The following is a 14,817-nucleotide window of genomic DNA, read 5'->3' as shown; positions in this document are numbered from 1 at the left end:
CAACATACATGACGATAATATATTGGGTGTCTGTGTAATTCCTTTTTCAATATAATGGATGTCTAAGTAACCCCTAGTTTGTTAAGAGGCTGGACAACTTAGGGTGGGTGTCTTCGCTAAAGCCAATATTCAAAGGTAAAACCGCCCTTTCGTTCAGGTCACAGGGCTACGTATGTGATGGTAAGGTCTATATAAATCACTACGCTGAATGTATTGGATATGGCCCAAAGTAGAAAGTCTCTTATTAGTCTTCAAGACACGCCTTATTACCATTGTATTTCTCGCTGCGTAAGACGTAGCTACCTTTGCGGATACGATCGCATTAGCAATGTCAGTTACGAACACAGAAAAGCATGGGTTGAAAAAAGGCTTTTGTTCTTAAGCAAGGTTTTCGCCATCGATATTTGTGCTTATGCAGTAATGAGCAACCATGTACATGTTATTTTATGTGTCAATAAGAACGCGGCTCTTTCCTGGTCTATAAACACTGTATTAAAGCAATGGCATCAAATGCACAGAGGCACTATTCTGACTCGAAAATATATGAAGGGCGAGTTACTTAATGATAGTGAATTAGAGACGGTTAAAAGTACCGCTGAAGTGTATAGAAAAAGGCTCTTTGACATCAGTTGGTTCATAAGAAACTTGAACGAGTTTATCGCAAGGAAAGCCAACGAAGAAGATAACTGTACAGGTCGCTTTTGGGAAGGCCGCTTTCGCTCGCAGGCATTGTTAACGGAAAAGGCTTTATTGTCGTGTATGGCATACGTTGATTTAAACCCAATACGAGCTGGAGCTGCAACAGATTTGAAGAATTCGCTTCACACCAGCATTCACAAAAGGCTAACTTCAAGCACTTCAAAAAATAAATCCGAAAGAGGGTTAATGCCATTCAGAAGCCAAAGAATGAGCAAAAACCAACGCGGTTTAAATTTCACCCTACATAGCTATTGTGCGCTTTTAAATAACTCAATTGAACTACTTGATAACAACAACGAAAACACTAAACCCATGGAAAATAATAATAAAATTGAGCTAATTGAAATGCGCAAACCGCAATGGGCGCAAATTATCAAAAACTTTGAGGATGCATTTTCTTTCGCCGCTGGTGACACGGCGTCAATGCAACAGTTTAAACAACATACCAATAGGAAGCGAATGGCAAAACAAAAATCTGCCGCAAATTGTTTCGACCCTTTTTAGGCTACTTTTCAGAGGGAAGGATGAGTGTCGAAACGATTGCGATCACTAGCATACCTGTCATTATATATACAATAGAAAACGGTAGAACCGGGGTTAGCGCAGCATAGAGCGCACCAAAAGATAACAGTATTATTCCAATTGCAGTGTTAGAAAAGCCGACAAGTTCGGTTCGCTCATGGCCATCTTTGACATCTAAACTATATGTTTTTCTACCTGTTCGTACACCTGTGTGAGCAATTGAAAGTAGAAAAAATAGAATTGCAGAAACAGTAATAGACGTTGATTCTAAATAAAGAAGCGCTCCACATGCGCTTAACGCTAGAAAACCAGATAACTGAAGAGTTAACTTAGCACTTTTATCTGCAATTCTTCCCCAAATAATCGAAGATAAAAGCGCGGCCAGAGCTTCAGCGCCGATATAAATAGGAAGTAGTTCTTTCGCGTCTCCACCTCTTTCAATCATGAAATAGGGAGCCACAAGTGCCGAGTGTACAAAAAGCCCCCTTACGAAAATAAACTTATAAACAGTAGAGTCAAAGTTGATACTGAATGTTTTCCCTTCGTCGGAATCGGTGTTCACCTCTGTCTTGACTGGCCAAATACATATCAACGTAAGAACAAATGAGAGAAGGCTTCCGCTTAGAATAAGCAGTAGGACATTTGAAGATAGTGATTCATCAAAAATAACAAGAGGTATTGCAATTAAGAGAGTTATCACACCCGAGACGGTAGACGCTATTCCGATTAAATTTCCCCTCTCTCCCTTTTTCGCGACATCAGCCTCCATGTCTTTCACTGTTAATGAGCAAGCAGACCGACCTAGACTAAGAAAAACCAGCGACAGAAGAAGCAGCGCTCCCGCCGTGAAACCAGAGAAAAATACGACCGACAACAACATCCCTAGTACAGAAAACGCTTGCACAGCCATACCTATGCGCCAAACGATATGTCTTTGGGTGTGTTTGCGAAGATAAATACTAAGGAGCACCTGTGGAAGAAGTGCTCCCGATTCTCTGATGGGTACCAACCACCCTATCATCCAAGTCGGAGCCCCGACGCTCACAAGAATTGCCGTTAACGTTGTTTTAGCTGAAATAAGTAGATCAGCGAGTTTATTCAGCGACAGACCAGCAACAAGGAGATTTTTTTCTTTCATGAACGATGGCGCGTACCGTAATTTAATTATTTATATTACGGTACGTTAATATTACTAGATCAGAGCCCAATGCTAGTTAACCATTGTTCTCCACAAGCACTTTAAGGTTTTCAAGCCCCATTTCAAAGTCGGGTCCAACCATGCTATCCATCATTAGAACAAAAAATTTGTTTATTGGGTTATTATCAACTGAACCTTCATCTCGCCAAGTAACTACAGAGCCATCAGCTGTAGACTCAATTTCAACCACGCCCGATGACCCCATGTCGAAATCAGGAAAATATAGCCTGTATAGCACACGCTTATTGTGCTCTAACTGGGTAATTTCCATTTCGCCGTTCCCTTCAGTTTCGCTTTTCCACTCCGAACGCATGCCAATTGCTCTATCTGGGCCAGAGTAGTTCAGTTTCATACTCGGATCACGTTTGAACCACACTCCCCATTTTTGCCATTCTCTTAAATCCACAACATACGGATATATCTCCGCTGGCTGAGCATCAATATTAACCTTCCTTTCTACGCTGTAGTCATTCGGAATAAAAAAGCTTGTTACAACAAACAATAGAATTACGACACCTACTACAACTAGTAGTTTTTTTAATGCTCCCATCTGACACTCCAAGAAAAACCAGTCGTTTAAATATAACATCTAATTAACAAATGTCACTTAAAGTTGCATTTACCTCTATTTTGATTTTCACGTTATATAGACACCCATCTGAACATTTTCATCGCAGTTAGCAGCTTTTCTACATAGTAGTGTTATTTACAATTTTATCGTGGATGTCTTTGAAAGCTTAGCCCCACCTCAATACCCCTATATCAATAGTGAGCTTTCTGAATAGCTAAAATCTTCATTATTTGTAGCTGCTTTGCTTAGGACTTCATCTGTGGTGGGTGTCTCGCTAAGGGCTCTAAGGACTTCGTTGTGATGGGTGTCTTGCTAAGGGCTTCTTGCTAGGGGCTAACTACACATTACCATCTCATAATAACGAAGCACCAAAACACTCTTTTGAGTGGATCTTGTTTTAATTCTCTTGGATTTTTCGATGGGTGTCTTGTTTATCTTCTATACTCAAAGGGTGGGTGTCTTTCTTAGGTGTCTTTCTTAGGTTTATTTCGTAGGGCTTTTTATGAAAAAAGTTGAGTTTATGATGGGTGTCTTGCTAAGAGATCGTACCAGCCACATAAATTTAACCATTTCATCACAAAGCAGGAAAATCCGGCTGTTATTATAAAATATCTTGTGTAATATGGGTTTAGGTTATCAGGAAAGTCTGTTCAAACGGGCCTATCATGCATAGCGCACTCAATCGCAACACTTCGTTTTCTTTTTATAATTCTATCGATACACAGTTGTCGCTTTTTTACAGGAGTTTTTAGGAAATGGCAGATCAAAGCTCTCGTTACATCAGTAACCTTACTCGCGATACATATGCGCTTATTCTCGCCGGGGGCAAAGGTTCACGACTGCACGAGCTAACTAATTGGAGAGCCAAACCGGCGCTATATTTCGGCGGTAAATTTAGAATCATCGACTTTCCCCTTTCAAATTGTGTTAACTCAGGCATCCGAAGAATTGGTGTAGTGACTCAGTACAAGTCTCACTCACTCATTCGTCACCTTGTGAGAGGCTGGGGGCACTTTAAAAAAGAACTGGGTGAATCGGTAGAAATTCTACCCGCATCACAGCGCTTTTCTGATAGTTGGTACGAGGGAACGGCCGATGCTGTTTTCCAAAATATCGATATTATTCGCGATGAGCTTCCCAAGTACGTCATGATCCTTTCCGGTGACCATATTTATCGTATGGATTACGGCGATATGCTTGCTAAGCACAAGGAATCCGGTGCGAAAATGACTGTCTCATGCATGTCTGTGCCCTTAGAAGAAGCCGCAGGCGCGTTTGGCGTGATGTCAGTTGACGAGAATTACCGTATAAATGGTTTTGAAGAAAAGCCAGCCAGCCCTACTCCGCTACCTAATGATCCAACTCGCTGCCTAGCCTCCATGGGCAACTACGTATTCGACACCGAATTTTTGTTCGAACAACTTCGAGTCGACTCTGAAAACATGGGTTCTCAGCGTGACTTTGGTAAAGATATCATTCCTTCAATTATTGCCGACCACCCAGTGTACGCCTATCCATTTGAACAAAGTGGTGGCGATAACGCCTACTGGCGTGATGTAGGTACCATCGACTCTTTCTGGGAAGCGAATATGGAAATGGTTGCGCCTGTACCGCAGCTTAATTTGTACGACAGAAAATGGCCCATTTGGACCTACCAGGAACAACTTCCACCTGCAAAGTTTGTTTGGGAAGATCATGACAGACGAGGTGAAGCAATAAACTCTGTGGTATCTGGCGGCTGCATCATATCTGGCTCTACACTGCGCTCGTCTATTTGCTTTTCCAACGTGCGCGTGCACTCTTATGGCCTTATTGAAGATGCCGTTATTCTTCCTGACGTTGAAATTAAACGCCATTGTAAATTGAAAAAGGTCATCATTGACCGCGGTTGTGTGATACCTGAGGGAACTACGATTGGCTACGATCATGAACAAGACAGAGCTCGAGGTTTCCGCGTATCTGAAAAAGGCGTGGTGCTGGTTACACGTGAGATGCTAGGGCAGCCTGTAGGTGGGCTTAGCAAACCAAGAAAGCACGATTAAACATTGTTTTAAAAGCACCCAGATTGAAGTTGGTTTTAAACACCAATTTCAATCTGACTGTGCCACACGCATTACGAATATAAAGATGACGACGAATCTAGTCGCCCAGAACCTTTCCCATTATCCCATTAAGCAACTATTTTTAATCACGGCACTGGATTAAATCAATACACTGACCCAATACGCAGAACTATAACTCCTCACTATTCCATTGCACGAGCGTATGCTCTATAAAGCTCGCCACTGCCTCGGGATGCTCCAGCGGAAACATATGTCCCCCCTCTAAAACAGCGTGTTCGATAGCATTGTGCTTCAAAAGACGCGAATACATTTCTGGCTTACACACATTACTTTTGCTACCCGTAGCCAACACCGCCGGGCACTTCAGCTTCCCTTTGTATTTGCCTAGGTTGTGCGGAACATTGCGGAACAACGCAGCTTCTACATCCGCCCGAAACGTAAGCGAAATACTGTCGCCCTTTTCAGCCGTTACAGACTTAACGTAGTCCCGTACACACCGTTTATCCATATCTCTGAACAGCGCTTTGCTGTGAAAGTAGGCCACCATATCCGTATTGCTTGGCCAACTAGTATTACGGGTTTGCGCTAATTTCGCCGGTGTCAACTTGTTGATTAACGGCGTATGTTTCGCAAATTTGAAGAAGTAACTTAACGGTCCAACTACTAATGGAGGGTCGAACAATATAACGCCTCTGAATAGTTCAGGCGCTTCGCACGCAGCCATGTAGGTGATTACAGCACCAAATGAGTGTCCAATACCATATACGCCACGGGGGTCGGTATTTTCTCTTTTTATGTGTTTAATGAGTTCTTGAACTTGGTTGCGCCAGTTTCCATTTACCGGTAGCTGGGGGTCGTGACCAAAGCGCTCAACGTGCAGACGGTTAAAGTGACTGGGTAACGCCGAAAACATGGCGTTATAGCTTCCTGCAGGAAACCCGTTTGCATGGGCAAAATGAAAACTCAACTCTGACGCAGACAACAACACACTCCTTCATATTCAAACAACAAAGGGGCTTTAAATCAGCCCCTTAGCATGAAAGTTCGATATTACTACAAGCCCCTGGCTTCTGCCATTTCCCAGTCTTTTACTATTTTAGTACTGGTCCATAAGAAAACCGCAATTGATAGCGCATAAGGCACAACCAAGTAAAGAAGTGCTTGCCTCAACGCCTCCGTTTCGCCTAATGATGGAACGAGTGCTTGGCTGATAATACCGGTTAATGTAGGCCCACCGCCTAGCGCAATAATATTCAATACAAAGAAAAACAATGCAGTCGACATGGCCCTTACATTAACTGGCGCAAGCGTCTGTGCCATCGCAAAACTTGGCCCTAGATAAGAGCCACTTGTAAATAACAACAGCGCCATAAGCCCTACCGACAACCACAAATCTTGTACCTGCAACGATACATAAAAAGCGGGAACACCAATTATCAGCGCAATGGCGGGTAATAAAGCATAAGCCTTCTTGTTGTGCTTGCCCCACCTGTCAGCAATATAGCCACCAAGCCACACACCTAGCGCGTACGCCGTCCCATTAATAATGCCAAATACAATAAGCAGCTGAGTAATATCTAGCCCAGCAAACGCGCGCACGTAGTAGTCTATAACCCACGTCGATATGGCATAGTTGCCAAAAGAGCCAAATGAAATGCCAAGCGCCATCCCCCACCACGTAGGAATTTTCAGCAGCATTTTTAGTGAGGCTTTTACACTTGGCTTATTCGCTTCACCTGTACTAGGCGCAGACACCGTTCTTGCAGGCTCTTTAACAGTAAGCTTTAGCAGAACTGCAAGTAGTACCCCTGGTATACCCACGCTGTACATCACGGTCCGCCAGTCGGCTGATCCGCCTTGTAGAAAAAATGCTGAGGCAAAAAAAGCAAGCATGACACCAAAAGGGATCCCTAAAGAATATATTGCCAGTGCGCCAGCGCGTTTTTCTTTAGGAAATAGGTCAGAAATAATACTGTGCGACGGCGGACTTCCCCCTGCCTCTCCAATGCCTACGCCAATACGTGCAATAGCAAGTTGCATGTAGTTTGCCGCCAAGCCGGATGCTGCAGTGAAGCCACTCCAGAGTGTTAGTGATATAGCGATAATATTTACCCGGCTATAGCGGTCGGCGAGCCAAGCTATTGGAATGCCCATCACCGTATAAAGTAATGCGAAATAAATGCCTTTAAGCCATCCAAGCTGGGCGTCATCTAAACCCAAGTCGGCTTTTATAAAGGGCGACAAAATACCGATAATCTGCCTGTCTATGAAGTTAAAGGCGTATACCAAGGTTAATATGAATAAAACATAATTGCGGTAACTTCTAGATGCTCCTGCTTCGCTAGCAGGAATACCTTCAACGTGCGTATGGGCCATAACAGTCCTTTTGAGTGAGGATAGTCCCAGTCTACGCACTTGTTAAAAAAATAAACAACTAATTGTTACTTATTTGTTAACATAACGGAAATTTCTAACTGAGGCTTTTCGTTCTATAGCGCTTAAGGTAGGATGACTATTACATAACTCATCAGACCAGATACACAATAATGACAGTAGATGAATTGCTCAATATTCCTCAATTATCACAAACATCAGAAAACACTTGGAAAGTTGATGGGCTCGTTATTCCTAAAACCTGGGGGCAAGGGCGAACCGCATTTGGCGGTATTTCTGCCGGGATGTTATACACGGCAGTAAAGCAACAAGTCACTGATGATCGCGTTCTTCGCTCATTTACTACAAATTTTGTTGGTCCCCTATCACTTGAAACGCCTTTTTCTATCGAAGTCACCCTTCTTAGAACGGGGAAAAATGTATCGCAATATACCGCACATGCCATTCAAGACGGCAAAAGCTGTGTATTCTCGCAGGCCTGCTTTGGCGTAGCGAGAGCATCGGGTATTAGTGTTGAAAACACAGAGAAACACGAGATGCCGTTGCCTAGTAAAGCAAAGTTCATCCCGCAAATACCGAAAGTGACACCGAAATTCTTACGTTACTTTGATTTGGCGATTGAAGATGGCGGTATACCATTTACGCGACGAAAAACCAGTCATTACCATGGGTTCATGCGATTTAAGCAAGCGCCAGAGGCCATCACTGATGCGCACATCATCACTATGATCGATGCATGGCCACCTACGCTGCTGCAAATGATGAAGTTGCCAGCACCCGCGAGTACGGTAAGTTGGAATTTAGAATTTATCCACCCGCATAAACCTGTAAGCCCCACAGATTGGTTTGCCTACAAGGCACATACTAGGCAAGCAGCCGATGGCTATGGCCATACAGAGGCCACAATTTGGGATAAAGATAACGAAGTGATTGCGATTAGCAGACAAACCGTAGCGATTTTCGACTAATCGCTACGGCCATAGCTTCTGCCTGCGCCCTACAGTCTAATAAAGCATAAACGCGTTAGGGTTAAATAGGGAAATAACCGATATACACTGTAAATTGGTTATATCTAGCGCGTCTTCCAGATCCTCTCGATTAAGCGATAAGGCTTCATGAAGTGCAGGCTTTAGGTTGTGATAGCTTGGATAGATTTCAGGGTTTACGTTGTCTAGCGCTAACACATAGGAAAGCTGGAGGATCTTCTCTTCCACGCCTGTTTCTACATTTTCGTCTTTGTGAATACTGGCAATAGGCGTGTAAATTGAGCTTGGAATATCCCACTTTTCAATCAACCTTGCAGACAAGTCGGCGTAGGTGAACCCTAGCACGCCAAACTGAAGTTCAGCAGGACTTACACGGGTATTAAACGCCTGGCAACGTGTAGCCGATTCTGGCATAACCGAAACCGTTACAAGTTCTCCGATATTGTGCAGTAATCCAGACACAAAAAGACGTTCTGGCTCACGAATATTGCGCATGTCGGCAAAGTACTTTGCCAGTAATCCGCATGAAACACTTTGTTCCCAGAATTTGTCAAGGTCTATAGCTTGACCATCGACATCACTAAATGCCTGACTGACTCCATACGCAAGCGCAAGGTCGTACGTAGAGCGCGTACCTACAACTTGGATGGCTCTGGTTACCGTGTCTATTTTATTAGGAAAGCGATAAAGCGCCGAGTTTGCCACTCTGAGTAATTGCGTAGCCAATGACGGGTCGAAAGCAATGATGTCACCAATGTCGTCAATGCTTGAAGCTTCATCATCCATACAAGCTTTAAGTCGAGTTACCGAATCAGGTAACACAAAGAGGTCTTCCGCTTTCGAAACTAATTCATCTAAATTCATTCGTGCACTCTCTTCAATGCAGCCTTTATGATTGTCGTGTTTAAGGCACCTCCGTTCGCCTTACTTAATGTAAGGTATAGGCGGTAAATCCGCAGAGGTCAATTAATATCACCTAGTAAAAAAGTATGATTTCTTTACTAATCAGAAAGTTAAAAAAGCCTTAACTGAATCATTATTAATTACTTTTGATTAGCGAGTATAAACTGTTCCTTCGTCTCCGAGCATTATCAATTGTGCCAATATCGTAGACTCCAAGAACCGTCTGGTGTTCCTCAAACCCTATAAAAAGTCGCGTATTATAACCAGCCGCGCATTTTTACCTACTTAAAATTGCACTACTAAGAAAAACTTAGGGTAACTACCTACAAGAATTAGAATTTCTAAGGAATACACGTTTAAAGTAATGACGATGGCTGTTTTGTGGTAGCATCGCCTACGATAATTCAACGCAAGCCAAACTCATTTCATAACGTACAAGTTGTAGTCTTAACCATGTTAAATGTTGTCGTAATCGGTTATGTATGGCCTGAGCCGAACTCTTCGGCTGCTGGGCAGAACATGCTGTCTATCATCAAACGTTGCCTAGCGGCTAACTTCAACGTAACGTTTTTAACCGCGGCCACGGACAGTGAACATAAAGCAGATCTAGAAGCAATTGGCGTGAGCGTAGCGCCCGTGGCCCTAAACTGCAGCTCATTTAATACGCTGATAGCACAGTTATCGCCAGATATTGTTGTGTTCGACCGCTATATGACTGAGGAACAGTTTTCTTGGCGTGTGAAAGAAGTTTGCCCCGATGCACTTCGAATTCTTAACACCGAAGACCTTCACAGCCTTCGCCAAGCAAGACACGAAGCGGTAAAACAGCACGGCGACGCCCGTCTAGCACACCTTAATAGCGAGCTCGCGCAGCGGGAGGTTGCCGCCATTATAAGAAGTGATCTCACCTTAGTGATTTCAAAACATGAAATGGCATTATTAACAGAACACTACGGTGTACCAGCATCTCAGCTTCAGTATCATCCGCTTGCCGTTGGGAAATCTATTACCCCTGCTCCATCGTTTGAGGAACGCTCACACTTCGTTCATATTGGCAATTTCCGTCACGCGCCGAATTGGGATGCGGTCTTGCAGCTAAAGCAACACCTATGGCCTTCAATAAAAAAAGCGCTGCCCCATGCCGAATTACATATATATGGCGCCTACCCGCCCAAAAAAGCAACGCAGCTTCACAACCAGAAACAAGGTTTTTTAGTTAAAGGCTGGGCACAAGATGTTGAAACTGTAATGGCAAACGCAAAGGTACTGATTGCCCCATTGCGATTTGGGGCAGGAATAAAGGGAAAGCTGCTAGACGCGATGCGCTGCGCCACGCCGAGCATTACAACTTGGATAGGCGCAGAAGGTATTGCTTCAAGTGCAAACAGTATTACTCGCGATGAAAACACGGATGATGGGCAGTGGCCTGGCGCTTTGTGCAGCACTGACACGTGCGATGCAGAGGTTGTGCAAGCCTACGTCGATAACGCCGTAGCGCTTTATAACGATGAAAACACGTGGAACGCAGCAAGTAAGATGAGTGTTCGTGTGCTTAACGCATTTGAAAATCTGCAGCCAGATGTCCCCTTCATTGAAAGGATAAGCGACTTGCAGCAAACGCTAGACAGCCATAGAGGCCGTTTGTTTATGCAAAGCTTATTGTGGCATCAAACGCTGGCGGCGAGTAAATATATGAGCCAATGGATAGAAGCAAAGAATAAGTGAGAAGAAAAAAGGAGGGCTTAGCAGGCTCTGCGCCTAAATGCCCTTCAACTTAGCGATAACAGATTTTATCCCGTTTCCACGAGACTGACTAAGGTAGCGCTCTAGCTGACAGCGAGACAAATAATCTTCAAAGTCGAAATTACGGCGCTGCTCACCGGTTAATGCGTTGGCCTTTTCTAGTAACACAGCAAGCACTCCGCGAATAACTTTGCTGGGCGAGTACGCCATCACGCTATCTTGTTCAGTTAAATAGGCCAACCACACTGGGCTTTCACAACCCTCAATGGCAGTTTCGGCTGTGCGTTCATCTAAAGGGAGAGGCGTCAGAGATTTACCTGCCAGCATAAGCGTGCGCGTAAAGTCATCCCACCCTTTTGAATTGGCAAGTGAAGAAGCCAGTGGAAGCAAAATATCAGCTGAACTCATTTACGAAACGCCCAGCTTAATTACCGTTTAGTTCAGAAGCTAGATCTTCTGCTGTCATAACCAAATTTTCGACATCACTAGTCGTTGGGAACATCACTAACTCCACGCCGTTTTTAGTAAGGCCAGGTAACCAAGTTTGTGTAAACTCGTCTAGCGAAATATTAACGCACTGCCCTTCTATTTCGTTCATGTCTACAAACTTTTGCGCCAAATCACGATGAGGAAAAACGGGTAACTGAACACTGTCACCACCTTCGAACATCACGAAGCCTTCCGTACCCTGTACCATCCAAATCTCTTTTGCTTTTGCAATATAGCTAACAATAAGTTCTTGTCTGTCTTCAGCACTCAGTTTCATTGCTTGTTCGATAACTGCATCGCTTAGCTTGTCGGCAATTGTTTCTGGAAACACGTTTATTCACCTATCTCAAAATTTGCGGCAAGTATACCCGCACCAGCACAAGGCGCAATGCAATAGTCACCAAAATATGCCTTACATAGACACCCACGCAAAAAATCCGAAACCTACTTTACAAAGACACCCTCGCTAAAAATCCGAATACTTTACAAAGACACCCATGCAAAAAATCCGAAACCTACTTTACAAAGACACCCACGCTTAAACAACCGAAGCCTCCTTTACAAAGACACCCACAATAAGAAACCCAAAACTTCCTTACAAAGACACCCGCGCTATAGCCATTAAGCAAGACACCCAGCCAAACCACCCGCTTATCAAAGGTTTCTTTAAATGATCTGCTGTAATTTAATTTATTACCCGTTACAAAGACACCCATGCTAAAGTTACCCAACATCACAACACAATTAAAAAGCTATAACGCAAAGACCTGTACCTCATGCGCAACCTATTTACCGCTCTTAAGCAAGACACCCACGCTAACCACAGCATTTTGGAAAATACATTTCCCTTTTCCATCTATCACAACAACAATTCATTTGATGACGCAGCTTACAACGCTATTTTGCAGATCATGAAATTGTTCCATCAAGCGACTGCTGAAGCGGTTCAGCACGCTGCGGATCATGCGCCTTTGCTTTCGCGAGTTTCTGCGATGATAAATAGCAAAGCGGTTTTAAACGCACTGAATACAGACATTCAAGCGCTTAACGATGACACCCATGCCCCAGCGGCAGCATGCTCGCCAATTCAAGCAATTAGCGAAGACACCCACCCCAGCAGCGTGACAATTCCAAGCTGCAGCTCGCCAAGTAGCCAAGCCATTGCCGCAATCTATGTATGGTTAGGTTCGTCGATGGGGGCCAATATCATTGTGAGAAGGTTAAACGCGATGGAGCGGAGCATACCCACTAACTACTACCAAGCCATGGCGGGGTGTGCGAAAGCATGGGTGTCTTTCAAACAAGAAGTTGATGCGCTGCTACCAGAGCTTGCCGAAAGCTCAGAAAGCTTAATTGAAGCGATAGTTGAAGATGCAAACGCATGGTTTGAATATTTGATCTCACTGGCTGAAGCAGTAGGCCATGATAAAAATTTAAGGCTAGCATAATCAGATTAAGCTAACTCGGTGAACATATTCATTGGGTTATCAGTGTACTATGTACCTTAGGTTACCGCCTTTATCCCCCTTTAGTAATACAACGGCCACATGCCTAGTGGCCGTAACCTTAATGCGCCATTCAAACTCAGCGCTTAAGCTATAAATAAACTTAATCCAGCCAATCGACTGAATGCATTAATATAACGGCAGTTCTTCGTTAAGCGGTTGCTTAGTTTCTGGTAGACTTAATTCAACGTCGAAACAACATAAATATAAAGCATGAAAGTAATCTCATTTAACATCAATGGTATTCGCGCCCGCCTACATCAATTACAAGCGGTTATCGATGCTCATCAACCAGACATAATCGGTTTACAGGAAATTAAAGTTCACAATGAACAGTTTCCCGTTGAAGCAGTAGAGGCGATGGGCTATCACGTTTATTTTCACGGCCAGAAAAGTCACTATGGCGTCGCGTTTTTAGCAAAAAAAGAACCTATTTCAGTGACAATGGGCTTTCCGACCGATGAGGAAGACGCTCAGCGCAGAATGATCATATTGAAAACCACTGATGAAGCCGGCGAACCAGTAACGGTTCTTAATGGTTACTTTCCTCAAGGTGAGAACGAAAAGCACGAAACAAAGTATCCCGCCAAGCGCAAGTTCTACAAAGACTTGATGACCTACTTAGATGAAAACCACACGCCAGACGAAAACGTAATTGTAATGGGTGACGTAAACATTTCTCATACAGATCTGGACATTGGTATTGGGGAAGAAAACCGTAAACGCTGGCTTAGAACAGGTAAGTGCAGCTTTTTACCTGAAGAGCGCGAATGGTTGAATACCCTTATAGACTGGGGCTTCGAAGATAGTTTTCGAACGCTTAATCCAGAAACTAATGACAAGTTTTCGTGGTTTGACTATCGCTCGAAAGGTTTCAACGACAATCGCGGCCTGCGTATCGATCTCATACTGGCAACCAAACCGTTGCACGCCCGTCTTCATGACGCAGGCATCGATTATGAGTTAAGGGGCATTGAAAAGCCATCTGACCACGCCCCCATTTGGGCTGAATACAAAAAGTAGCTGGCCCACAGTAAATAAAGCGGCACAGTTCAAGGAGTAAAAGTGAGTTCATTACAGTTGATAGCATTGCTAATTTACGGCGCGTTTTTACTCTACGCAGTTAAGCATATCGACTTCACTCACTTTGCGCGAAACAAGCAGCAGCAACACCTTATTTTCGGCACTGCTGCCTGCTTGTTTGTGCTGTGGTTGTTTAAAGCCGGAATTTTTGAAGGCCTAGATGTTCATTTTCTTGGCCTTTCCGTACTCACATTGATGTTGGGTTTTAGAAACGCCATCATTGCTTCATTTATTGCGCTCTTAGGTGCAAACGTAACAGGCTATGGAACGTGGGAAAATTTTGGGGTTAACGGCCTACTTGGAACTATCCTACCTATTGGAACTACCTACCTTTTCTACATGCTGTCGTTTCACCGTATTCCTCGGCAATTGTTCGTCTACATTTTCGTATGTGCATTCTTTCCTGCCGCCCTTTCAATTGCACTAAAAACACTCTCGTTAGGGGCCTTTTACTATATTGAAGGTACGTACACGTGGGACATTGTTTTTGATAACTATATTCTACTTATTCCGCTATTGGTGTTTCCAGAAGCACTACTTAACGGCATGGCTATTACCCTTCTTGTTATCTACCAACCAACGTGGGTGTACACCTTCCACGACAAATTTTATCTAGACAATTAAGCAAACTATCTTCTCTTTTCATTTCACTTTTAAAGCT

Annotated in this window: 14 protein-coding genes; 7 read left to right on the top strand and 7 right to left on the bottom strand. The window is 43.7% G+C overall.

All coding sequences use genetic code 11. The features are described from left to right. Positions 1-219: 219 nt before the first annotated feature. Complete coding sequence (locus tag E5672_RS05150; protein WP_136781220.1) at positions 220-1,203, top strand: transposase; 984 nt, start codon at positions 220-222, stop codon at positions 1,201-1,203. A 1-nt stretch (position 1,204) separates the two neighbouring features. On the opposite strand, the gene E5672_RS05145 is transcribed toward E5672_RS05150, so the two are convergent. Both E5672_RS05145 and E5672_RS05140 read right to left on the bottom strand, forming a co-directional pair. Then, positions 1,205-2,359: an MFS transporter gene (locus tag E5672_RS05145; protein ID WP_136781219.1), complete on the bottom strand. Its 1,155-nt coding sequence runs from the start codon at positions 2,357-2,359 to the stop codon at positions 1,205-1,207. A gap of 76 nt (positions 2,360-2,435) precedes the next feature. Then, positions 2,436-2,969, bottom strand: a complete 534-nt coding sequence (locus tag E5672_RS05140) for an SRPBCC family protein (protein WP_136781218.1) — start codon at positions 2,967-2,969, stop codon at positions 2,436-2,438. Positions 2,970-3,745: 776 nt separating this feature from the next. Between E5672_RS05140 and glgC the strand changes: the two genes are divergently transcribed. Further along, complete coding sequence (glgC, locus tag E5672_RS05135) at positions 3,746-5,032, top strand: glucose-1-phosphate adenylyltransferase (RefSeq protein ID WP_136781217.1); 1,287 nt, start codon at positions 3,746-3,748, stop codon at positions 5,030-5,032. Between the two features lie 190 nt (positions 5,033-5,222). Here glgC and E5672_RS05130 read toward each other — a convergent pair whose 3' ends face one another. Continuing rightward, a complete protein-coding gene (locus tag E5672_RS05130; RefSeq protein ID WP_136781216.1) occupies positions 5,223-6,035 on the bottom strand; it encodes an alpha/beta fold hydrolase in 813 nt (270 codons plus the stop codon). 71 nt (positions 6,036-6,106) lie between these two features. Next, positions 6,107-7,429 (bottom strand): spinster family MFS transporter, encoded by a 1,323-nt coding sequence (locus tag E5672_RS05125; RefSeq protein ID WP_136781215.1) that lies wholly within the window; start codon positions 7,427-7,429, stop codon positions 6,107-6,109. Positions 7,430-7,599: 170 nt separating this feature from the next. On the opposite strand from E5672_RS05125, the gene E5672_RS05120 reads away from it, so the two are divergent. Continuing rightward, the gene (locus E5672_RS05120; RefSeq protein WP_136781214.1) at positions 7,600-8,415 is read left to right on the top strand and encodes an acyl-CoA thioesterase; all 816 of its coding nucleotides are present in this window, start codon (positions 7,600-7,602) and stop codon (positions 8,413-8,415) included. Positions 8,416-8,451: 36 nt separating this feature from the next. Here the strand turns inward: E5672_RS05120 and E5672_RS05115 are convergent, their stop codons facing one another. Further along, positions 8,452-9,297, bottom strand: a complete 846-nt coding sequence (locus tag E5672_RS05115; protein WP_136781213.1) for an HDOD domain-containing protein — start codon at positions 9,295-9,297, stop codon at positions 8,452-8,454. Between the two features lie 492 nt (positions 9,298-9,789). On the opposite strand from E5672_RS05115, the gene E5672_RS05110 reads away from it, so the two are divergent. Beyond that, complete coding sequence (locus tag E5672_RS05110) at positions 9,790-11,061, top strand: glycosyltransferase (RefSeq protein ID WP_136781439.1); 1,272 nt, start codon at positions 9,790-9,792, stop codon at positions 11,059-11,061. A gap of 33 nt (positions 11,062-11,094) precedes the next feature. Here E5672_RS05110 and E5672_RS05105 read toward each other — a convergent pair whose 3' ends face one another. Further along, the gene (locus E5672_RS05105) at positions 11,095-11,487 is read right to left on the bottom strand and encodes a SufE family protein (protein WP_136781212.1); all 393 of its coding nucleotides are present in this window, start codon (positions 11,485-11,487) and stop codon (positions 11,095-11,097) included. A 16-nt stretch (positions 11,488-11,503) separates the two neighbouring features. Then, on the bottom strand, positions 11,504-11,899 hold the full coding sequence (locus tag E5672_RS05100) for a DUF2750 domain-containing protein (RefSeq protein ID WP_136781211.1): 396 nt from the start codon (positions 11,897-11,899) through the stop codon (positions 11,504-11,506). A 445-nt stretch (positions 11,900-12,344) separates the two neighbouring features. On the opposite strand from E5672_RS05100, the gene E5672_RS05095 reads away from it, so the two are divergent. The 3 genes from E5672_RS05095 (at position 12,345) to E5672_RS05085 (ending at position 14,780) form a co-directional block, all read left to right on the top strand. Continuing rightward, positions 12,345-13,016, top strand: a complete 672-nt coding sequence (locus E5672_RS05095) for a biliverdin-producing heme oxygenase (protein ID WP_136781210.1) — start codon at positions 12,345-12,347, stop codon at positions 13,014-13,016. A 270-nt stretch (positions 13,017-13,286) separates the two neighbouring features. After that, on the top strand, positions 13,287-14,096 hold the full coding sequence (gene xthA, locus E5672_RS05090) for an exodeoxyribonuclease III (RefSeq protein ID WP_136781209.1): 810 nt from the start codon (positions 13,287-13,289) through the stop codon (positions 14,094-14,096). A gap of 42 nt (positions 14,097-14,138) precedes the next feature. Next, the gene (locus E5672_RS05085) at positions 14,139-14,780 is read left to right on the top strand and encodes an energy-coupling factor ABC transporter permease (RefSeq protein WP_136781208.1); all 642 of its coding nucleotides are present in this window, start codon (positions 14,139-14,141) and stop codon (positions 14,778-14,780) included. Positions 14,781-14,817: the final 37 nt, after the last annotated feature.

Origin of the sequence: Alteromonas portus (genome assembly GCF_005117025.1) — a bacterium.
Taxonomy (GTDB): domain Bacteria; phylum Pseudomonadota; class Gammaproteobacteria; order Enterobacterales; family Alteromonadaceae; genus Alteromonas; species Alteromonas portus.
This window is presented reverse-complemented; position numbering and strand designations above follow the sequence as displayed.